The 20593-nt window shown below is 52.9% G+C and carries 19 protein-coding genes and 1 pseudogene; 19 read left to right on the top strand and 1 reads right to left on the bottom strand.

The features are described 5' to 3' along the window. Window positions 1–12 precede the first annotated feature (12 nt). From M493_RS09690 to M493_RS09625, 14 genes and pseudogenes are all read left to right on the top strand, one after another. Window positions 13–324 (top strand): EthD family reductase, encoded by a 312-nt coding sequence (locus M493_RS09690; RefSeq protein WP_020960155.1) that lies wholly within the window; start codon window positions 13–15, stop codon window positions 322–324. Further along, complete coding sequence (locus M493_RS09685) at window positions 317–1093, top strand: enoyl-CoA hydratase/isomerase family protein (RefSeq protein WP_020960154.1); 777 nt, start codon at window positions 317–319, stop codon at window positions 1091–1093. Before M493_RS09690 ends, M493_RS09685 begins: the two co-directional genes overlap by 8 nt. 13 nt (window positions 1094–1106) lie before the next feature. After that, window positions 1107–1880, top strand: a complete 774-nt coding sequence (locus M493_RS09680; RefSeq protein ID WP_020960153.1) for an enoyl-CoA hydratase-related protein — start codon at window positions 1107–1109, stop codon at window positions 1878–1880. Between the two features lie 20 nt (window positions 1881–1900). Beyond that, the gene (locus M493_RS09675; protein ID WP_020960152.1) at window positions 1901–3418 is read left to right on the top strand and encodes an aldehyde dehydrogenase family protein; all 1518 of its coding nucleotides are present in this window, start codon (window positions 1901–1903) and stop codon (window positions 3416–3418) included. 235 nt (window positions 3419–3653) lie between these two features. Further along, window positions 3654–4517, top strand: coding sequence for a 3-hydroxyacyl-CoA dehydrogenase (locus tag M493_RS09670; RefSeq protein WP_020960151.1), 864 nt, complete (start codon window positions 3654–3656; stop codon window positions 4515–4517). Window positions 4518–4555: 38 nt separating this feature from the next. Beyond that, window positions 4556–5767, top strand: coding sequence for a thiolase family protein (locus M493_RS09665; RefSeq protein WP_020960150.1), 1212 nt, complete (start codon window positions 4556–4558; stop codon window positions 5765–5767). Between the two features lie 243 nt (window positions 5768–6010). Beyond that, window positions 6011–6865 carry a phenylacetic acid degradation operon negative regulatory protein PaaX gene (gene paaX, locus M493_RS09655; protein WP_020960148.1) on the top strand — a complete coding sequence of 285 codons (855 nt, stop codon included), beginning with the start codon at window positions 6011–6013 and terminating at the stop codon, window positions 6863–6865. Window positions 6866–7233: 368 nt separating this feature from the next. Next, window positions 7234–8232 (top strand): NAD(P)H-dependent flavin oxidoreductase, encoded by a 999-nt coding sequence (locus tag M493_RS09650; RefSeq protein WP_335328874.1) that lies wholly within the window; start codon window positions 7234–7236, stop codon window positions 8230–8232. A 184-nt stretch (window positions 8233–8416) separates the two neighbouring features. Beyond that, the gene (locus M493_RS09645) at window positions 8417–9559 is read left to right on the top strand and encodes a Glu/Leu/Phe/Val dehydrogenase dimerization domain-containing protein (RefSeq protein ID WP_020960146.1); all 1143 of its coding nucleotides are present in this window, start codon (window positions 8417–8419) and stop codon (window positions 9557–9559) included. Between the two features lie 86 nt (window positions 9560–9645). Then, window positions 9646–9882 (top strand): annotated as a pseudogene (locus M493_RS17720) (ABC transporter substrate binding protein); the annotation flags it as partial. 14 nt (window positions 9883–9896) lie between these two features. Then, on the top strand, window positions 9897–10889 hold the full coding sequence (locus tag M493_RS09640; protein WP_020960143.1) for an ABC transporter permease: 993 nt from the start codon (window positions 9897–9899) through the stop codon (window positions 10887–10889). Beyond that, window positions 10864–11658 (top strand): ABC transporter ATP-binding protein, encoded by a 795-nt coding sequence (locus M493_RS09635; protein WP_020960142.1) that lies wholly within the window; start codon window positions 10864–10866, stop codon window positions 11656–11658. The genes M493_RS09640 and M493_RS09635 overlap by 26 nt, the downstream gene beginning before the upstream one ends. A 39-nt stretch (window positions 11659–11697) precedes the next feature. Continuing rightward, a complete protein-coding gene (gene pdhA, locus M493_RS09630) occupies window positions 11698–12765 on the top strand; it encodes a pyruvate dehydrogenase (acetyl-transferring) E1 component subunit alpha (protein WP_020960141.1) in 1068 nt (355 codons plus the stop codon). After that, window positions 12765–13760, top strand: a complete 996-nt coding sequence (locus M493_RS09625; RefSeq protein WP_041267929.1) for an alpha-ketoacid dehydrogenase subunit beta — start codon at window positions 12765–12767, stop codon at window positions 13758–13760. The genes pdhA and M493_RS09625 overlap by 1 nt, the downstream gene beginning before the upstream one ends. Window positions 13761–13988: 228 nt before the next feature. On the opposite strand, the gene M493_RS09620 is transcribed toward M493_RS09625, so the two are convergent. Continuing rightward, the gene (locus M493_RS09620; RefSeq protein ID WP_020960139.1) at window positions 13989–14513 is read right to left on the bottom strand and encodes a gamma carbonic anhydrase family protein; all 525 of its coding nucleotides are present in this window, start codon (window positions 14511–14513) and stop codon (window positions 13989–13991) included. 236 nt (window positions 14514–14749) lie between these two features. On the opposite strand from M493_RS09620, the gene M493_RS09615 reads away from it, so the two are divergent. The 5 genes from M493_RS09615 to M493_RS09595 all read left to right on the top strand — a co-directional run bounded on the left by M493_RS09615 (window position 14750) and on the right by M493_RS09595 (window position 20577). Beyond that, a complete protein-coding gene (locus tag M493_RS09615) occupies window positions 14750–15493 on the top strand; it encodes a YqcI/YcgG family protein (RefSeq protein WP_020960137.1) in 744 nt (247 codons plus the stop codon). Between the two features lie 538 nt (window positions 15494–16031). Beyond that, complete coding sequence (locus M493_RS09610; protein WP_020960136.1) at window positions 16032–17522, top strand: peptide MFS transporter; 1491 nt, start codon at window positions 16032–16034, stop codon at window positions 17520–17522. A gap of 201 nt (window positions 17523–17723) precedes the next feature. Then, entirely contained in the window at window positions 17724–18827 is a 1104-nt protein-coding gene (locus M493_RS09605; RefSeq protein ID WP_020960135.1) for an ABC transporter ATP-binding protein, read from the top strand. Further along, window positions 18824–19768, top strand: a complete 945-nt coding sequence (locus M493_RS09600; protein ID WP_020960134.1) for a carbohydrate ABC transporter permease — start codon at window positions 18824–18826, stop codon at window positions 19766–19768. The genes M493_RS09605 and M493_RS09600 overlap by 4 nt, the downstream gene beginning before the upstream one ends. Beyond that, a complete protein-coding gene (locus tag M493_RS09595) occupies window positions 19765–20577 on the top strand; it encodes a carbohydrate ABC transporter permease (RefSeq protein ID WP_020960133.1) in 813 nt (270 codons plus the stop codon). The genes M493_RS09600 and M493_RS09595 overlap by 4 nt, the downstream gene beginning before the upstream one ends. Window positions 20578–20593 lie beyond the last annotated feature (16 nt).

Below are 20593 nucleotides of genomic sequence, written 5' to 3'. Positions count from 1 at the left end.
GAGACGTTCGCGATGTTTAAAATGATCGCCCTATACAAACAACCGAAAGATAAGGAACAGTTCGATGCTCACTATTACGGAACGCACGTGCCGCTGACAGAAAAAATTCCCGGCCTTCGAAAAATTAAGGTGACGAAAATTACCGGCACGCCGATGGGGACAGAAAGCGAATATTATTTGTTATGTGAAATGTATTACGACAGCCGGGAAGCGTTTCAAGAAGCGATGAAAACGAAAGAAGCAAAAGCATCGGCCAAAGACGTCATGTCGTTCGCCGGGGATCTTGTCACGTTTATGGTGGGTGAGGAAGTGGAACATGAGTGAATTTGTTTCGATTGCCGTGCGGCAAGAGGGGGCAGTTGGCGTCATTGAACTCGCGCGTCCGGATGTGTTGAATGCGTTAAGCCGCCAAATGGTGGCGGAAATCGTGATGGCGGCCGAAACGTTTGACCGGGATGAAGCAGTGCGCGTCATCGTGCTTACCGGGCGCGGGCGGGCGTTTGCGGCAGGGGCGGATATTAAAGAGATGGCGGAAGATGACCCTGTTCGTCTTGAGTTGCTGAACCAGTTCGCGGATTGGGATCGCCTGTCCATCATCAAAACCCCGATGATTGCTGCCGTAAACGGTCTGGCGCTTGGGGGCGGCTTTGAGTTGGCGCTTACGTGCGATCTTTTGATTGCTTCGTCAACCGCGGAGTTCGGTTTTCCGGAAGTGAACCTTGGCGTTATGCCAGGTGCAGGAGGCACGCAGAGGTTAACGAAACTAATCGGACCGAAACGGGCGCTTGAGTGGCTATGGACCGGGGAGCGCTTGTCAGCAAAGGAGGCGCACAAACTCGGCATCGTTACGCGCGTCGTCAGCCCTGAACTGCTAATGGAAGAAACGATGCGGTTAGCCGGGCGTCTTGCCGCACAGCCGCCGTTGGCTCTCCGGCTGATCAAGGAAGCGGTGCAAAAAGCGGTCGATTATCCACTGTATGAAGGCATGCAATTTGAGCGGAAAAACTTCTATCTGTTGTTCGCCTCGGAAGACCAAAAAGAAGGGATGGCGGCGTTTTTGGAAAAACGGAAGCCGCGCTTCCAAGGAAAATAAAGGGGGGCGCTTTATGTACGAAACAATCCGGTATGAAGTGAAGGAGCAAGTCGCTTGGTTGACGCTGAACCGGCCTGATCAGATGAATGCGTTTACAGAGCAGATGAACGCCGAAGTGATTAAGTCGTTAAAGCAGGCAGCGGCGGACCAAAACGTGCGTTGTGTCGTGATTACAGGTGCCGGGCGGGCGTTTTGCGCCGGGGAAGATTTGAGTGGTGTAACAGAAGAGATGAACCATGGCGATGTGTTGCGCACTCGATATGCGCCGATGATGAGAGCGCTTCACCGGCTTGAAAAGCCAGTCGTCGCGGCAGTGAATGGGGTGGCGGCCGGTGCGGGTATGAGTTTGGCGTTGGCGTGCGATTTTCGGCTTCTTTCGGAAAAAGCGAGTTTCGCCCCGGCGTTTATCCATATCGGCCTTGTGCCGGATGCCGGCCATCTCTACTATTTGCCTCGTCTCATCGGACGGGCGAAGGCACTTGAAGTTGCGGTGCTCGGGGAAAAAATATCTGCTGAACAGGCCGTCTCGCTCGGGCTGGCAACAAAAGTGATTCCTCTATCAAATTGGGAGGAGGAAGTAACGCAGTTTGCCGAGCGGCTCGCTGCTATGCCGACAAAGGCAATTGGACTTGTGAAGCGGCTGCTTCAGGAAAGCGAAGAAGCCGCATTTGACCGCTACCTCGAACGGGAAGCGGAATGCCAGCGCATTGCGGGATTGACATCCGACCATCGCGAAGGGGTCAAGGCGTTTTTCGAAAAACGGAAACCAACGTTCCAAGGAAACTAAGCACAAGGGGGAAAGAGACCATGGCAACTGTCAAACAAAAGAAAATGGAATCCATGCCGACAAAACGTGATTTCTATCATTTGATTATTAACGGCGAGCGGGTGGAAAGCGCTTCAGGAGAAACGTTTGAGGTGATCAATCCGGCCACGGGCGAACCGGTTGCCCGCGTTGCGAAGGGGACGCGCGAGGATGCCGAACGGGCGGTGCAGGCAGCGCGGCGTGCGTTTGATCATGGGAAATGGCGTCATTTCCCGGTGCAAAAGCGAGCCCGCATCTTGTATCAAATTGCGGCGATCATGCGTGAACGTTTCAATGAACTCGTTGAATTGGAGATTTTAAATACCGGCAAAGCGCTGTCAGCGGCGCAAGGACAAGTCATGCAAGCCATTGAAGATTTTGAGTTTTTTGCCGGAGCGCTCATTGGCCACCGCGGGGCGGTCAATCCGATGCCAGGGGCGTTTCATAACTATACAGAAAAAGAACCGGTTGGCGTCTGTGCACAAGTCATTCCTTGGAACTATCCGATGATGATGGCAGCTTGGAAAATCGCGCCTGCTATTGCAGTAGGATGCTCGGTTGTCATCAAGCCGGCATCGTTGACGCCGCTCACTTGCCTTGTGTTGGCGGAAATTTGTCATGAAGCTGGCGTCCCGGAGGGGGTTGTCAACGTGGTGACCGGTGCCGGGTCGGAAGTTGGCGATTATTTGGTCGAGCATCCGCTTGTTGACAAAGTTGCATTCACTGGATCGACACCAGTCGGGAAGGAAATTATGGAGAAGGCGTCGAAAACATTAAAACGGGTGACGCTCGAGTTGGGGGGCAAGTCGCCGAGCCTTGTATTTCCGGACGTTGACTTAGAGACTGCTGTTGCCGGTTCGTTGTTCGGCATTTTCTATAATAGCGGCCAATCGTGTGAGGCGCGCTCTCGCTTGTACGTGCATGAAAGCATTTATGATGCCTTTATGGAATCGTTCGTGGCGAAAACAAAGCAGCTCAAACTCGGCAATCCGTTTGATGCCGGTACGCATGTTGGGGCGATCATCAGCCGCGGACAGCTCCAAGTCATTGATGAATACGTGCAGTCAGCGGTCGCTGACGGGGCGACGATCGCTGCTGGTGGGAAAGAAGCGGTAGTCGAGGGCTTTGAAAATGGCTACTGGTATGAGCCGACGATTTTGACGAACGTAAACCATCAAATGAAAGCGGTTCGAGAAGAAATTTTCGGGCCGGTTGTCGTCGTCATGAAATTCCGCGAAGAAGAAGAAGCGGTTGAGTTGGCGAACGATAGCGACTATGGTCTGGCGGCCGCGATTTGGACGAAAGATCATGGACGTGCTGTTCGCGTGGCGAAGCAACTGCGCTCTGGCATTGTGATGGTCAACAGCCCGTTTTCCGCCTTCCCGGGCACGCCGTTTGGCGGTTACAAACAATCTGGATTTGGGCGCGAGTTGTCCGTCGAGGCGCTTGATTTGTACACGGAAACGAAGAGCGTGCTGTCATATTACGGACCGCGTCCGCTCAATCCGTTTGGTGTGTAAGGGAGGGCTTGTCCGGCAGCATGGCTGAAAAAATGGCGTTGCCGGACATGTCTCTAAGGGAGCGTAAGTCATCCGCCCGCTTGTCCGGGCGACAGAAGGCATGTTTCGGTTTGCGGTGCACCCTGTCGTCATCGATGGGGTGACCATTCATTTCACAGCATTTTCGGCTTGGCGAAACGAAGCCCCTGCTCGATGCATCAGCCACTATAGTTCAACATGTGAGAGGAGGAAGACAATGGTCGAACGTCTTGTTGTTGTCGGCAGCGGCGTAATGGGGAGAGGCATCGCTTATGTCGGCGCTGTCGGCGGATTTCAGACGACATTGGTTGACATCAAGCAAGAACAGTTGGATCATGCTAGAAACGAAATTACCTCGATTTTTGAACAAGCGGTCGCTCGGGGGAAACTGACAACGGGAGAGCGGCAAGAGGCTGAAGCGCGCCTTTCGTATTCGCTTGATTTAGCTGACGCTGTGCGTGACGCTGATTTGGTGATTGAGGCCGTGCCGGAAAAGATTGAGTTGAAAAAGCAAGTCTTTGAAACGATTGATGCCCATGCGCCGGCGTCGTGCTATTTTGCGACGAATACATCGACGATGAGCCCGACGGAAATCGGATCATTCACGGGGCGGCCAGAACGGGTTATCGCCATGCACTTTTTCAATCCGGTTCATAAAATGAAGCTGGTCGAGATCATCCGTGGTCTAGAGACAAGCGATGAAACAGCGCAAGTGGCGAAGGAAGTCGCCGGGCGAATGGGGAAAGAAACCGTTGTCGTTAATGAATTTCCGGGATTTGTCACGAGCCGGATCAGCGCCCTTGTCGGAAATGAGGCGTTTTACATGTTGCAAGAAGGCGTGGGAACGCCGGAAGAGATTGACAAGGCGATTAAACTCGGTCTCAACTTCCCGATGGGGCCGTTTGAACTCGCGGATTTAGTTGGGCTTGATGCAAGGTTGAACAACTTGAAATATTTGCATGAAAAGCTGGGGGAAAAATATCGTCCAGCACCATTGTTGGAGCAATATGTTAAAGCCGGGCGGCTCGGCCGCAAAACGGGACGTGGTGTTTACGACTACACGAATCGTGAGAACAACTGATGGACTGACGGTTCGGTTTAGCAAGGGGGAGGAAAAAGATGGCGAGAGAAGTGGTCATCGTTGATGCGGTGCGCACGCCAATTGGCCGCTACAAAGGCGTATTAAAAGACGTCAGACCGGATGATTTAGCTGCTATGGTCATCCGGGCGCTCATCGAGCGAAATCCGGGTTTGCCGGTCGAACAAATTGATGATGTCGTTCTTGGCAATGCCAATCAAGCCGGCGAAGACAACCGCAACGTTGCCCGCATGGCGGCGTTGTTGGCAGGGCTGCCGATTGAGATCGCAGGGGTGACGGTCAACCGGTTGTGCGGTTCTGGCCTTGATGCTGTCAATTATGCGGCGCGGGCGATTTTGGCGAATGAGGCGGATATCATGATTGCCGGTGGCGTGGAAAGCATGACACGTGCGCCGTTTGTCATGCCGAAGCCAGCGAGTGATTTTCCGCGCGGCAACATCGAGATGTACGATACAACGATCGGCTGGCGCTTTATTAATCCGAAAATGCACGAAATGTATGGCACCGACAGTATGCCACAAACGGCAGAAAACGTGGCGAAGCGGTTCGGCATTACGCGCGAGGCGCAAGATGAGTTTGCTTATGAAAGCCAAATGAGAGCGAAACAGGCGATGGAATCGAACCGATTCGCTGATGAACTGGTGCCGGTTGTGTATTACGATCGGAAAGGCAACCGCATTGTGGTCGACAAAGACGAGCATCCCCGTCCGGATACGACGTTAGAGAAGTTGGCCAAGCTGCCGCCGTTGTTTGAAAACGGTACGGTGACAGCTGGCAACTCGTCCGGCGTTAACGACGGGGCGGCAGCGCTTTTGTTAATGAGCGCCGAAAAGGCAAAAGAACTCGGGCTCAAGCCGTTGGCCACCTATGTCACTTCAGCGGTCGCCGGCGTCGAACCGGCCGTGATGGGCCTTGGTCCTATTTTCGCAACACGCAAGGCGCTGGGCCGCGCCGGGTTGTCGCTTGACGATGTGGGGCTTGTCGAGCTGAACGAAGCGTTCGCCTCGCAATCGCTGGAGTGCATTCGCCAGCTGGAGCTCGACCGGGCGAAAGTAAACGTCAATGGCGGGGCGATCGCCCTTGGCCATCCGCTCGGCGCGAGCGGCGCACGCATTTTAACGACATTGATTTACGAAATGCGAAAACGCGGCGTCACCTATGGATTGGCGACGATGTGCATCGGCGTCGGCCAAGGGATCGCGACGATCGTGAAGCACGCAGACGAACGGTAGGAGCGTCCTGCCACAGTCCGGCGGAGTGGTTGTTTTGTTTAGAGGATGGTCAATGATGCGGCTTTCGGTGTAACCTTCTATGCACCGAAAGTAGTTTTAACATGTTTGCCCATCGCCGGAAGCTGGCTGCTTTCCGGCGGTGCGGCACTTTTTTATTCCGCGGATTTTTCCGTTCGTCTTGTCGGTGTAATCAAAGTTTGCTACGATTATATTTCGAGAACAGAATAAAGGGAGTTTATTCAAATGAATACGCGCTCACTGATTTTTACGCTTTACGGCGACTACATCCGTCGTTATGGCGGTGAAATTTGGATCGGCAGTTTAATTCGCCTTCTTCGCGAGTTCGGCCATAACGACCAAGCGGTGCGGGCGGCAGTGTCGCGCATGAGCAAACAAGGTTGGATCCAGGCGGAAAAACGGGGCAATAAAAGCTATTATTCCCTTACGGCACGCGGCGTCAAGCGGATGGAGGAAGCTGCACAGCGCATCTACAAAACGCGTCCTGGGCATTGGGATGGGAAATGGCGCATTCTTATTTATACGATTCCTGAGGAGAAGCGGCATTTGCGCGATGAGCTGAGGAAGGAACTCGTATGGAGCGGATTCGGGACAATTTCCAACAGTTGCTGGATTTCACCGAATAATTTGGAGCAGCAAGTGTATGACTTGATCGACAAATATGAGATCCGCCCGTACGTCGACTTTTTTCTGGCCGAATATGACGGTCCGCATACGGACAAACGGCTTGTGGAAACGTGCTGGAACTTGGACGAGATCAACCAAAAATACGAACAGTTCATTGCCATCTACAGCCAAAAATATGTCATTGACAAGCATAAAATCGAGCGCGGCGAAATGTCGGATGCGGAATGCTTTGTCGAGCGGACGAAGCTCGTCCATGAGTACCGGAAGTTTTTGTTCATCGACCCTGGCCTGCCGGAAGAGCTGCTGCCGAATGAGTGGATGGGAAGCCATGCCGCCGCGTTGTTTAAGGACTACTATCAACAACTTGCCGCACCGGCCAGCCGTTTCTTCGAAGAGGTATTCCAAGAAGGGGTCGAACTCGAGAAAAAGGAAGAAGAAATGCCTGTGGAATGAATCGGGATGCACGGCGTAACGATGGCTGTGCATCCCGATTGGTGTTTCAGAACGTTTCATGCAGACTGTGGCAAGGGGGAAGTAATTCGTAAATGAGAATCGCCGGGGTGCCCACGCGTCGGGCCGCTGCTCATTTGTTTACTGAATGAACAGCAAAAAAGCGGACGGAACATAACGATTTTCGCTCGATGGATGTTTTGGGCTCCAGGGAAAGAGCGGATTAGGGAAGATTTCTTAATTCGACACGACGTGTTCGGGGCGATGTTTTATGAGGCCGTCGGTCTGAAAGTGCCGTGTTATCGTGGAAAGAAGAGGGATATTTCTTTTTTGAAAATTTCCTATTATCGATTATTCTCGTTTCCAGAAAAATGCGGTATAATTCGGGTATAACGTATTTTTTACGGGGTGTGAATCTAATGAATGATGTTTGTCGTTTGCTCGACCTTCGCTATCCGATCATTCAAGGGGGGATGGGGAACATCAGCAACGCCGAGCTGGCAAGCGCCGTATCGGAAGCGGGAGGGCTCGGAACGATCGGCGCCGGGACGATGCCGCCTGATGAGGTTGAGGCGTTGATCGTCGAAACGAAGCGGCGTACCGACCGGCCGTTTGCGGTGAATATTCCGCTGCAGGTGACGCCGCACACCACGGAAGTGGCCGAACTTGTCATCCAACATCACGTGCCGGTCGTTTCCCTTTCCGCTGGCAATCCGGCGCCGTGGATTCCGCGCTTTGCCGAGCATGGCATCAAGGTGATCGTTGTCGTCGCATCCGCCAGTCAGGCTAAAAAAGCGGAAGCAGCCGGGGCGGATCTCGTCGTCGCCGAAGGATACGAAGCAGCAGGGATCAACTCGCCGCTTGAGTTGACCACCATGACGCTCATTCCGCAGGTCGCCAGCGCCGTCCGCATTCCGGTCGTTGCTGCGGGCGGCATCGGCGATGGACGCGGGCTGCTCGCCGCATTCGCGCTCGGCGCCCAAGGGGTGCAGCTTGGCACAAGGCTTGTAGCCACGAAGGAAGCGCCGTTCCATGAAGCATATAAACAGCGGCTTGTTGAGGCGAAAGAAAATGAAACGATCATTGTCGGCCGCTCGGTCGGACGCATTCGCCGCGTTGTACGCATACCATACACCGAAAAGCTGCTCGAATACGAACAGCAAGGCATGCCGCTTGAGCAGTTCCAAGCCTATACGTCGGAAGACCGTCATCGCCGCGGCGCCCTTCTCGGTGATTTCCATGAAGGATTTATCAACGCCGGGCAAATCGCCGGTCTCATCGATGATGTGCCAACGGTGGCTGAGCTCTTTGAACAAATGATGATGGAAGCGAAAACGCAGTGGCAATCATTATCGGAACAGTTTCGCTAAGGTACGAAAGACGCCTGTCAAATGGCGTCTTTTTTTGGTGACAAAAAACGGTTTCGCAACGGTTGACATTGTTAACCATTATCGTTACCATAAGAATAGTAAAAATTATTATAATACAAAAATATTTTTTGTTGCATTAACTTGAAAGCGCTTTCAAGCGGTAAAGCAAAGGAGAGGGGAAGCGATGAATGTTATGGTATCGCCAAACATGTCACAAAGCTTCGATATGTTTTGGCAAATGCGGGAACACGAACAAGTCGTGTTTTGCCATGATGAAACCGCAGGACTGAAAGCGATTATTGCCATTCATAGCACGGTGCTTGGACCGGCGCTCGGCGGTTGCCGGATGCACCCGTATGCGACGACGGAAGAGGCGCTGGCCGATGCGCTGCGGCTGTCGAAAGGGATGACGTATAAATGCTTAGCCGCTGATGTTGATTTTGGCGGCGGAAAAGCGGTGATCATCGGCGACCCGCGCAAAGACAAATCGCCGGAATTGTTTCGCGCCTTCGGTCAGTTTGTCGAGTCATTAAGCGGCCGGTTTTACACGGGAACGGATATGGGGACGACACCGGACGATTTCGTGCACGCGCTGAAAGAGACAAATTGCATCGTCGGTGTCCCGGAAGCGTATGGCGGAAGCGGCGACTCATCGGTGCCAACCGCTGAGGGCGTCGTGTACGGCATTCGGGCGACAAACGAAGTGGTGTTTGGCAGCCGGCACTTGCATGGCAAAACGTATGCGGTCCAAGGGCTTGGAAAAGTCGGAAAAAAAGTGGCGCTTCGCTTGCTTGAAGAAGGGGCGGATCTGTACGTATGCGATTTGAACGAAGCGGCGGTGAAAGAAGTCGTGTCGTACGGCAGACGAATCGGGGCGTCCGTCAAACCGGTGGATGGAACCGACATTTACCGCGCGAAAGCCGATGTGTTCATCCCGTGCGCCTTCGGCGGCATTATTAACGATGACACAGTCGCCGCCCTGCAGGTGAAAGCGGTTGTCGGTTCGGCGAACAATCAGCTGGCTGACAAACGCCACGCCCGAATGTTGAAAGAAAAAGGCATCGTATACGCCCCCGATTATATCGTCAACGCCGGCGGTCTCATCCAAGTGGCCGATGAACTGTACGGGGCGAACAAAGAGCGGGTGTTGGCGAAAACGAAAGCGATTTACGACACGCTGCTCGCCATTTATGCGCGGGCCGAATCGGAAGGAACGACGACGGTCGAGGCAGCTGACCAATTTTGCGAAGAGCGGCTTGAGAAACGCAAACGCCGCAACCATTTCTTCACGCACCAAAAGCGGCCGAAGTGGGAGATTCGACGGTAAAGCGGGATTTCATATGGAATTGTATGTCTGAAAATATTGAATATAAAACCTTATCTTTCGATTTTGAAAAAACAATTGCCCAAACGGGGGAGTTGGATTTATTAGAACGAGGTTGTTTTGCGGCGTATGGGTTTGATTACTATGACATCGGGTATTAAGCCGAGCAAATGGCGGTCGCCATTTTAAAAGGAGAAGCCAAACCGTCGGAGATCAAACCGGAATATCCAAAAAACGTAAAATTGGTGATCAATAAACAGGCGGCGGAAAAACAAGGGATTAAAGTGAAGCCGGAATGGGACCAAATGGCCGAATATATGGAATGAAAGGGTGACCGCTGTTGGTGACAGCCATCACAGGTGCAGTCGAATCAGGGATCATTTATGCCATTATGGCGTTAGGCGTCTATTTGTCGTTTCGCATTTTGGATTTTCCGGATTTAACGGTGGACGGCAGCTTTGTGACCGGGGCCGCGGTGGCGGCGACGTTGATCGTCAATGGCGCCAATCCGTTTGCCGCGACATGTCTGGCGCTTGTCGTCGGATTCGCTGCCGGTTGTATGACCGGGCTTCTTCATACGGCAGGGAAAATCAACTCGCTTTTGTCCGGCATTTTAATGATGATTGCCTTGTACTCGATCAACCTCCGCATCATGGGGCGTTCAAATGTGCCGCTTTTGAATGAAAAGACGATTTTTACCGCCATTCAGGAATGGGCGGCAACGCTCGGGCTTGACGCCGCCGCCGCGAAAACGTGGGGGACGATCCTGTCCATGACGCTGCTTGCTCTTTTATTTAAATGGTTTACGGATTGGTTTTTGCAGACGGAAGTGGGGCTTGCGATTCGGGCGACGGGTGACAATCCGCGCATGATTCGCAGCTTGTCGGCGAACACCAACTTGCTCATCATCCTTGGGCTGGGCCTTTCCAATGCCATGGTCGCGTTCTCGGGGGCGCTTGTGGCCCAATACGGTGCATTTGCCGATGTCGGGATGGGGATTGGCATGATCATTATCGGCTTGGCGTCCGTCATTATCGGCGAGGCGGTATTTGGAACAAAAACGATCGCGCGGGCTACGCTGGCTGTGATCGGCGGGGCGATCATATACCGCATTGTCGTGAGCCTCGCCTTGCGCATCCAATTTCTTGAAACGGGGGATGTGAAGCTCATTACGGCAGCCATTGTCATGTTGGCGCTCGTCGTTCCGCAAATAGTTCGGCAACAAAAAGAGAAAAAACGCAAGGAAGACAGCAGGAGAAAGCGGGCGCACGCAGGGATGACTGTGGCAAACGGAAAGGGTGAAGGGGATGTTGCAGTTAAATCGGATTTGTAAAGTGTTTCATGAGGGAACGCCGGATGAAAAAATCGCCCTTCAACACATTCACTTAACGCTGCAAAAAGGCGATTTTGTCACCGTGATCGGCAGCAACGGCGCAGGCAAATCGACGTTGATGAATGTGATTTCCGGGGTGTTGTTTCCCGATGAAGGAACGATTTGGATTGACGGCCGAGATGTCACGATGATGCCGGAATACGTCCGCTCCCGCTATATCGGCAGGGTGTTTCAAGACCCGATGGCGGGAACGGCGCCGAACATGACGATTGAGGAAAATTTAGCGATGGCGTACGCCCGGAATCAAAAGCGCACGCTCCGCCGCGGGGTGACGAAAAAACGGCGCGATGAGTTTCGCGAGTTGCTCGCGACGCTTCATCTCGGCTTAGAAGACCGTCTTCAGGCGAAAGTCGGCTTGCTCTCAGGCGGCGAGCGGCAGGCGTTGTCATTGCTGATGGCGACATTTACTGAACCTGCCATTTTGCTGCTTGATGAACATACAGCGGCCCTCGACCCAGCTAGGGCGGAGTTGATCACCAACTTAACAAAAGAGATTGTAGGGCGATATCGATTGACGACGTTGATGGTCACCCATAACATGCAGCAGGCGATCGAGTTAGGGAACCGCCTGATCATGATGGACAAAGGACAAATCATTTTGGAAGTGGATGAAGCCGAAAAGAAACGATTAACGGTGGAAACATTGCTCGCGGAATTCCGACGCATTCGCGGGGAACAGCTCATGAGCGATCGGGCGGTATTGAGCTGACCGATGAGCCATTAAAATACGATGGAGAGGAGCGAAGGCATGGAACGTGATTTCCCGATTGTGCAAGTACTGAATGAAGAAGGAGCGATCGTGCGGCCTGAGTATCGTGAACGAATCACGAAAGAATGGACGATGACGATTTATCGCCATCTCATTCGCACGAGAACGTTTGACCGAAAATGTGTCAGTCTCCAACGGCAAGGCCGCATCGGGACGTATGTGCCGTACGAGGGGCAAGAGGCGTGCCAAGTTGGAAGCGCGCTGGCCCTTCACGACGGCGATTGGATGTTTCCGACCTACCGCGATCATGGAGCGATGGTAACGTTCGGCCGGTCGTTAACGACAACTTTGTTGTATTGGAAAGGGCGGACGGAAGGATGTGTTCCGCCTGAAGGGAAAAAGATTGTGCCGCCAAGCGTCCCGATCGCCACCCAGCTTCCTCAAGCAGCGGGGGCAGCATGTGCGGAAATGTGGAAGGGAACGAACCATGCGGTCATTGTGTACTTCGGCGACGGCGCGACATCGGAAGGGGATTTTCATGAAGGGTTGAATTTTGCAAGCGTTTTCAACTCGCCGGTTGTCTTTTTCAACCAAAACAACCAATACGCGATCTCCGTCCCGATCACCCGCCAGATGAAGACGAAAACGATTGCCCAAAAGGCGCTGGCCTACGATATTCCCGGCATCCGCATCGATGGGAATGACGTGTTTGTCGTGTATTTCAAAACGGCAGAGGCGCTCGAGCGGGCGAGAAACGGAGGAGGGCCGACGTTAATCGAAGCGGTGACATGGCGGTATGGCGCTCATACGACGTCCGATGACCCATCACGATACCGCGACCAAGAAGAGAGCAAGAAGCGGCGCGAAACAGCCGACCCGATCAAGCGGATCGAGCGCTTTATGCAGCGAGAAGGCTGGTGGGATGAAAAGTGGGCGAACCGCGTGCAAGAGGAAGTGAACGCTGAAATCGAGCGGGCGGTGGCGGACATGGAGCGCTATCCAAAAGCGAACGTGTCGGATATGTTTGATTTTGTATTCGCACAGCCGACATGGACGATTGCGGAACAGAAAGAAGCGTATCTTCAGTGGAAGCGGGGGATGGAATGATGACGACAAAAGTGGGCACGAAGACGCTTACGCTTGTGCAAGCGGTCAACGATGCGTTGCGCACGATGTTACAAGAGCGTGAAGATGTCATTCTGCTCGGGGAAGATATCGGGAAAAACGGCGGTGTGTTCCGCGCCACTGACGGATTGTTTGAGGAATTTGGCGGGCAGCGGGTAATCGACACGCCATTAAGTGAAGCCGGATTTACGGGCGCGGCGATCGGAATGGCGCTTGGCGGGTTTCGCCCGGTTGTCGAAATTCAGTTTTTAGGGTTCATTTACCCCGCCTATGAACAAATCATGACCCACGCGGCGCGCATGCGGGCGCGGACGAGAGGGCATTTTACCGTGCCGTTGGTCATCCGCGCCCCGTACGGTGCAGGAGTAAGGGCTCCGGAAATTCATTCGGAGAGCACGGAAGCGCTGTTTACCCATATGCCGGGGATGAAAGTCGTCTGTCCTGCATCGCCGTATGATGCCAAAGGGTTGCTGATTGCAGCGATTGAAGATCCGGACCCCGTCCTCTTTTTGGAACCGATGCGCAGCTATCGGGCGTTTCGCGAGGACGTTCCGGAAGGGAAATATACGATTGATATCGGCAAAGGAAAAAAGCGGCGCGAAGGGGACGATGTGACCGTCATTGCGTGGGGCGCCATGGTGCCGGTCGCCATGAAAGCGGCGGAAGAGGCGGAGAAAAAAGGGATTGATGCGGATGTCATCGACTTGCGCACCCTTTATCCGCTGGATAAAGACTTGATCGCCGAGTCGGTGCAAAAGACGGGAAGAACGGTGATCGTTCAGGAAGCCCATGCGACAGGCGGGCTGGCCAATGACATTTTGGCCGTCATCAACGACACGTCGTTTTTCTATCAAAAAGCGCCGGCGGAACGGGTGACAGGATTTGACGTCCCGGTGCCGTTTTTCGCCTATGAAGACGATTACGTGCCAACGCCGGCGCGCGTTTTGCATGCGATTGAAAACGTGATGAACTTCTGACGAAACTGGATTCCCTCTTCATGGAGCGGCTGTTCGCAGAAGTGAAGGGTCAGCGTTCCACGTTCCCCAACTTGCAACGCACGGCAGAAAAGCGGCACGTTCCGTTTGCCACCCTCCTGCTGCTGCGCGTGCATGGAATGCAATGGCCCGGAATCGGAAAAAAGAGCCATGCCCTTCGGCTGGCTCTTTTTTGCGTGGAGATAGCTGCCACTAGCGGCTTTGTAGGCGCTATGATTGATGATTGTCCAGCTGTTTGCGATACTCTTTTCCTTTTTGCACGTATGTATCAATCGACAGCTGAATAAGCGCAAGGTCTTTGTCCGTCAGCTCGCGCACCACTTTTCCGGGCGAGCCGACAACGAGCGAACGCGGCGGAATTTTTTTGCCGGACGGAATGAGGGTGTTGGCGCCGATGATGCACTCTTCACCAATTTCAGCCCCGTCCAAAATGGTCGACCCCATGCCGATGATCGACCGTTTGCGGATCGTGCAGCCGTGAAGGACAACGTTATGCCCAACGGTTACTTCATCCTCGACGACAAGCGGCGATCCTTCGTACAAATGGCAGGTCGTATTGTCTTGAATGCTCGTGCGGGCGCCGATCGTAATCGGTCCTTCATCCCCGCGCAAGACAGCGTTAAACCAGATTGTCGATTCCGGGCCGACGGTGACATCGCCGATGAGATGAGCCCCTGGTGCGATAAAGGCCGTTTCATGAACATTTGGACGTTTTCCGTTATATGGATGCAGCATTATTCATCCTCCCCTGACATATGTTGTTGTGGCCATCATAAGTATACCATATTATCTGCATATACAGAAAATTTTGTCTGCAGGAGAGGACTGACGAAAGCGCGGGATGTGAAGCTTTGGCCTTTGCGGCTTTTCATGCTGCGGTTGTAACGGATCATGAAACATTTCAACGGCGGACATTCACCCATTTCCCCTTTGTGCGAATACAATGTAACGGCACTAAGGGGGATTGGGAGATGGTGCAACTATTCAGTCGACAAGCAAACCAGGAACATTGGCTGCCATGGCAGCGGGAGGCGATGTCCGCCTTTGCGGCTAAAATGGCTGACCGAAGCCGGCTGTTTCCGTGCATTCCGGCGGTGCAGGCGTACGCATTGGACGATCTGCGCTACGGGTTTGCCAGCGATCCGCGCAGCGAGACGGCGGCGCAAGAGTTGGCCGCGCTTCTGGCCGAATTTGCCGAAACATCCCGCCAAATCGGAAATGATGCCGCGCTTGTCGTTTTTTTCGACACGCCGGCCGAATTGGCGGACGGTTATACGGTTGCCCAGTTTGAGGAGCTGTTTTGGCAGCTGCTTCGTCAAACGAGTGCGCTAGATGTGAGGGGGTGGTTGGACGTTGTCCCGCTTGACCCGAATGACCCGCTTTGGGAATTTTGTTTTCATCGCGAACGGTTTTTTATGTACTGTGCCACCCCGGCGCACCGCAAGCGACAAAGCCGTCATTTTCCATGGTTTATGTTGGCGGCGACACCGAGGTGGGTGCTTGAACAGTTTTATGCCGAACCCGTCAAGGCGGAGAAAATAAAGCAACGCATCCGCGAGCGGCTCGGCCGGTACGACACGGCTCCGGTCCATCCGGACTTGAACAGCTATGGAAATCCGGACAACTATGAATGGAAACAATATTTTTTGCGCGATGACGAGACATCGTTGCCGGCGTGCCCGTTTCAGCGGGCGAGTTCGTCCAATCCTCCGTAACGGTCCGTTCGTCGATGCATGTAACAATGGAGTTGGCGAAAACCACCCATCTCTGCGTTGTCGAGCGGGGCATCAACAGCTGGAAAGAACTTATCAAAAGGCATAACTGATGCCTGTTTTCCGAGGCCAATGCACGGAGCGCCCGTTTGTCGGGCGCTTTGTCATGCGTTCGGGCCAGCGAAATGCGCATCAGGACCGCACACTCTGCGCGGATCTGCCAAACTAGGAAACCGTTCGTTGATCCCGCTGCCTTTCAATAGTTTGTTGCCCCGGTCGGAGATAGTCCGCCGCCTGTCGGGCGTCCCCGCTCTGTTGCAACCGGTCAGACAAGCCCACCTCGACAGATCCCCCAGTAAGGTTGCAGGTAAATTCAGTCAAAATAGTGGCCATTTTTGGTGAAATTATATTATTCAGAAAAAATATAACGACGTTCAATTTTTGTAACTAAACAATGTCTATTCTAAGGAATATAGAAAATTTTTTTGACAATACAAACATAATAAATTATTATAGTAAAAGAATTAAAGGAGGGTTTGTCATGTCACCAATCGATAAGCAAGAAATCGCTTCCAGCGTTCCTCAACGCGGCTTTTTCGGTCATCCGAAAGGGTTGTTCACGCTCTTTTTCACGGAGTTTTGGGAGCGCTTCTCGTACTATGGGATGCGCGCCATTTTGGTGTACTACATGTATTATGAAGTGTCGAAAGGCGGGCTCGGCCTTGACGAACATTTGGCGCTTGCGATCATGTCGATTTACGGGGCGCTTGTGTACATGTCCGGCATCATCGGCGGCTGGCTCGCTGACCGGGTGTTCGGAACGTCACGGGCTGTCTTTTATGGCGGCATTCTCATTATGGCCGGCCATATCGCATTGGCGATCCCTGGCGGGGCGACGGCGCTGTTTATGTCGATGGCGCTGATCGTTCTTGGAACGGGGTTGTTGAAACCGAACGTTTCAAGCATTGTCGGCGATATGTATCAGCCGGGTGATGACCGCCGCGATGCCGGGTTCAGCATTTTTTACATGGGCATTAACTTAGGGGCGTTTTTGGCTCCGCTTATTGTCGGGACGGCGGGGATGAAGTATAACTTCCACCTCGGTTTCGGCCTTGCCGCTGTCGGGATGTTTCTCGGACTTGTTGTGTTTGTGGCGACAAGAAAGAAAAACTTGGGGTTGGCCGGGACGTATGTACCGAACCCGCTGACGCCGGATGAAAAGAAAAAAACCGCCGCGATCGTGGCGGCCGCGGCCGTTGTCATTGCCATCCTGCTTGCGATCTTGATTCCAAACGGCTTGTTTACTGTTGAAACGTTTATTTCCCTTGTCGGCGTCTTAGGCATTATCATTCCGATCATTTATTTTGTCGTCATGTACCGCAGCCCGAAAACAACGGCGGAGGAGCGGTCGCGCGTCATCGCGTACATTCCGCTGTTTGTCGCATCGGCGATGTTTTGGGCCATCCAAGAACAAGGGTCAACGATTTTGGCGAACTATGCGGATAAACGGACGCAGTTGGATGTCGCCGGCATTCACCTTTCACCGGCTTGGTTCCAATCGCTGAACCCGCTGTTTATCATCCTCTTAGCGCCGGTGTTCGCCTGGATGTGGGTGAAGCTTGGCAAACGCCAGCCGACGATCCCGCAAAAATTCGCCCTCGGCTTGTTGTTTGCCGGTTTGTCGTTCATCGTTATTTTAGTGCCGGGCTACTTGAGCGGCGGAGAGCTCGTCCATCCGATTTGGCTCGTGTTAAGCTATTTGATCGTGGTTCTCGGCGAGCTTTGCCTGTCACCGGTCGGCCTGTCGGCGACGACGAAACTCGCGCCTGCTGCTTTCTCGGCGCAAACGATGAGCCTTTGGTTTTTATCGAACGCCGCGGCGCAGGCGATCAACGCCCAGCTCGTCCGCTTCTATACGCCGGAAAATGAAACGGCCTATTTCGGCACGATCGGTGGGGCGGCGCTTGTGTTGAGCATCATCTTGTTTGCGCTCGCTCCGGCTATTCAGCGGCTGATGAAGGGTGTACGCTAATCCATCGGCTGCCCTTTGTCTTGGAAGAGAAAACGAATGAATCAAAAAGTGTCATGTTGTGGTTAAGACGTTCTGCGCGGGCAGGGCGTTTTTTTTTTTTTTACTTAACAGAATATTTACACAAATCAAAAAATGACTTTAGATAGTATTTACAAAAATACGTTACAGTGGAATAGAAAAGGGGAGGGAGGAGAAAAGTGGATGGCATTTCTAGAGTTGGTTGAGGCGACGAAGTCGTATGATGGCCAAAAAAACGTGGTCGAGAATGTGGATGTTGCGATTGAATCAGGGGAATTTTTTGTTCTTGTCGGCCCGTCTGGATGTGGCAAAAGCACGATTTTGCGGCTGATCGCGGGTCTTGAGTCGCTGACATCGGGATACGTGGTGATTGATGGACAAGTGGCGAACGATTGGCCCCCTCACGCCCGCCGATTATCGATGGTCTTTCAAAACTACGCGTTATATCCGCATTTGACCGTGGAGCAAAATATGCGCCTTGCCCTGCAGGCGCAAAGAGTGCCGAAAGAGGAACAACTAAAACGTTGCCTGGAAGCGGCGGAAATGCTCGGGCTGACGGATGTGTTGCAACGGAAGCCGAGGGAATTATCGGGAGGACAACGTCAGCGCGTCGCCCTAGGACGAGCGATCGTTGCGGGGACGCCGCTATGTTTAATGGATGAGCCACTTTCCAATTTAGATGCCAAACTGCGGGCGAAAATGCGGAGTGAGCTTCGCCGTTTGCAGCGTCAGCTCGGCATGACCGTTATTTATGTCACTCACGATCAAACAGAAGCGATGACAATGGCGGATCGGATGATGATTTTGCATGACGGCCGTCCGCAGCAGATTGGCAGTCCACTTGATGTATACAATAGCCCTGATAATACATTTGTGGCCTCGTTTATCGGAACACCGCCGATGAATTTAACGGACGCGTATGTGCTCGAACATTCCCTTTTATTGCAAGGCGAACGGCCGATTCGCCTCGAGCGCCGTCCCCTGCCAAAGGCGGAACGGGTGATTGTAGGAATCCGGCCGGAACATATTCGTCAGGCGGAACTCGGGGAAGGACATATGACAGCTAAAGTCAGCCATATCGAATGGCTTGGCAGTGAAACGATTGTAATGTTTGAGTTGGCGAAACATCTCCATTGGACCGCGCGATGGCACGGGCAATGGAACATGAGACCGGGAGAAATGGTGTCATTGGCGTTTGATGAGCGGGCGCTGCTCTTTTTTAATGAACGAGGGGAACGAATCAGCCCGCCGGCCATCAAAAGGGAGGAGGTGTGGATCGGCCCATGAATGAGCGTGTTTCGCCGGCCTTTCCACCGCCACAATGGTCGGCCCGCATAGAGCGGGCAACGCGCTATGCTGCGATCAAATCGTGGTTCGAGGGCATGGCCTATCTTCTTCCTTCACTTCTTCTGTTTGGCGTGTTTCTTTTTTATCCGTTAGGGAGGACGGTGTATTTAAGTGTATTTCACACCGATTATCAAGGGCGGCCGACAGAATTTGCCGGTTTGGCGCATTTTGCCGCCTTGCTTCAAGATCCTTCGTTTTGGCACAGCCTCAAGGCAACGGTTTTATTTGCCGTGTTCACTGTTCCTACAACCGTCATCATCTCGTTTAGTTTGGCGCTGCTTGTGCATGAAAAACGGAAAGGGATCGGGATTTTCCGGACGATTTTTGCTTCTACAATGGCAATGAGTGTGGGAGTTGCTTCCGTGATTTGGATGTTTATGTACAATCCGGCGATTGGGGTCATCAATCGCCTGTTGTCCGCAATCGGCGGCACTCCGGTTTCGTGGCTCCTTGATCCGGATACGGCATTGTATGCGGTAGCGGTGACGACGATTTGGATGAATATTGGGTTCACGTTTTTGTTGTTGCTGGCCGGTTTGGAAAACATCGACCCATCTTTGTACGAAAGTGCCCGCGTCATGGGCATGAGTTATTGGCGTCAGCTGTGGACAGTGACCGTGCCTCTTGTATCCCCAACATTGTTTTTTGTCACGACTGTTTCACTCATTCAAGCGTTGCAAACATTTGGGCAAATCGACTTTTTAACAAAGGGCGGTCCAGTTGAAGCTACAAATGTGTTCGTTTACGCGATTTACCGGGAGGCATTCGTCAATTATCAGTTCGGGCCCGCGAGCGCGCAAGCCTTGCTGCTCTTTCTGATCATCGCCCTAGTCACCTTTTTGCAGTTTCGGTTTGCCGAGAGGAAGGTGCACTACCAATGAGAGTGGTGCGGACAACCGTTTATTATGCGTTACTATGCTTATGTTCGATGGTGATTTTGTTTCCGATCGCTTACGCTTTTCTGATGAGCTTGATGGATGGGGCGGCTATTTTAGGGGGGCGCGTATGGCCTGAGGAGTGGGCATGGACGAATTATGAAGATGCGTTTAAGCAAGCACCGCTCGGACGTTATCTATGGAACAGCTTTCTCGTTGCTTCGGTCATTACAGTAGGACGCCTTATTGTTTCGAGCTTAGCCGCTTTTGCTTTTGTGTTTCTCCGTTTTCCGGGTCGGGATCGGTGGTTTTATGTTTGCATCGCCACCATGCTCGTCCCATGGGAAGCCACGGTGATTCCCAACTTTTTGACCATTCAAGCGCTTGGATGGACAAACCACTACATAGGGCTTATTGTGCCGTTTTGGGCGATGGCGTTTGGCATCTTTTTATTGCGCCAACAATTTAAGCAAATTCCGTACGAACTGTACGAGGCGGCACAGTTATCCGGCATCGGGAATTTCCGCTTTTTTTGCCGCATCGTGCTGCCGCTTTCAAAAACGGGTTTGGTAACACTGGCTATTTACAGTTTTTTAGACGCTTGGAATATGTATTTATGGCCGCTGTTGGTCACAAATGATAACGGTGTCCGCACTGTGCAGATCGGGCTCAAGCAACTGCAGACACAGGAAATTGCCAGCAGTTGGGGTGTCGTTATGGCAGCAGCCATCGTCGCGATGTTGCCGACACTGCTGCTGTTGTTTGTTGGCCAGAAACAATTGCGTAAAGGGCTTATGCGCGGAGCGATTCAATAACGGAGAGGAGAAGCGA

Origin of the sequence: Geobacillus genomosp. 3 (assembly GCF_000445995.2) — a bacterium.
GTDB lineage: Bacteria > Bacillota > Bacilli > Bacillales > Anoxybacillaceae > Geobacillus.
This window is presented reverse-complemented; position numbering and strand designations above follow the sequence as displayed.

Bases quoted from the DNA above. Each gene is read 5' to 3' on its own strand.
- M493_RS09635 (WP_020960142.1), top strand. From the start codon at position 10,864: ATGTTGCAGTTAAATCGGATTTGTAAAGTGTTTCATGAGGGAACGCCG.
- M493_RS09650 (WP_335328874.1), top strand. From the start codon at position 7,234: ATGCGGTATAATTCGGGTATAACGTATTTTTTACGGGGTGTGAATCTA.
- M493_RS09675 (WP_020960152.1), top strand. From the start codon at position 1,901: ATGGCAACTGTCAAACAAAAGAAAATGGAATCCATGCCGACAAAACGT.
- M493_RS09620 (WP_020960139.1), bottom strand. From the start codon at position 14,513: ATGCTGCATCCATATAACGGAAAACGTCCAAATGTTCATGAAACGGCC.
- M493_RS09615 (WP_020960137.1), top strand. From the start codon at position 14,750: ATGGTGCAACTATTCAGTCGACAAGCAAACCAGGAACATTGGCTGCCA.
- M493_RS09680 (WP_020960153.1), top strand. From the start codon at position 1,107: ATGTACGAAACAATCCGGTATGAAGTGAAGGAGCAAGTCGCTTGGTTG.
- M493_RS09690 (WP_020960155.1), top strand. From the start codon at position 13: ATGTTTAAAATGATCGCCCTATACAAACAACCGAAAGATAAGGAACAG.
- M493_RS09665 (WP_020960150.1), top strand. From the start codon at position 4,556: ATGGCGAGAGAAGTGGTCATCGTTGATGCGGTGCGCACGCCAATTGGC.
- M493_RS09600 (WP_020960134.1), top strand. From the start codon at position 18,824: ATGAATGAGCGTGTTTCGCCGGCCTTTCCACCGCCACAATGGTCGGCC.
- M493_RS09595 (WP_020960133.1), top strand. From the start codon at position 19,765: ATGAGAGTGGTGCGGACAACCGTTTATTATGCGTTACTATGCTTATGT.
- M493_RS09625 (WP_041267929.1), top strand. From the start codon at position 12,765: ATGACGACAAAAGTGGGCACGAAGACGCTTACGCTTGTGCAAGCGGTC.
- pdhA (WP_020960141.1), top strand. From the start codon at position 11,698: ATGGAACGTGATTTCCCGATTGTGCAAGTACTGAATGAAGAAGGAGCG.
- M493_RS09645 (WP_020960146.1), top strand. From the start codon at position 8,417: ATGAATGTTATGGTATCGCCAAACATGTCACAAAGCTTCGATATGTTT.
- M493_RS09610 (WP_020960136.1), top strand. From the start codon at position 16,032: ATGTCACCAATCGATAAGCAAGAAATCGCTTCCAGCGTTCCTCAACGC.
- paaX (WP_020960148.1), top strand. From the start codon at position 6,011: ATGAATACGCGCTCACTGATTTTTACGCTTTACGGCGACTACATCCGT.
- M493_RS09685 (WP_020960154.1), top strand. From the start codon at position 317: ATGAGTGAATTTGTTTCGATTGCCGTGCGGCAAGAGGGGGCAGTTGGC.
- M493_RS09670 (WP_020960151.1), top strand. From the start codon at position 3,654: ATGGTCGAACGTCTTGTTGTTGTCGGCAGCGGCGTAATGGGGAGAGGC.
- M493_RS09605 (WP_020960135.1), top strand. From the start codon at position 17,724: ATGGCATTTCTAGAGTTGGTTGAGGCGACGAAGTCGTATGATGGCCAA.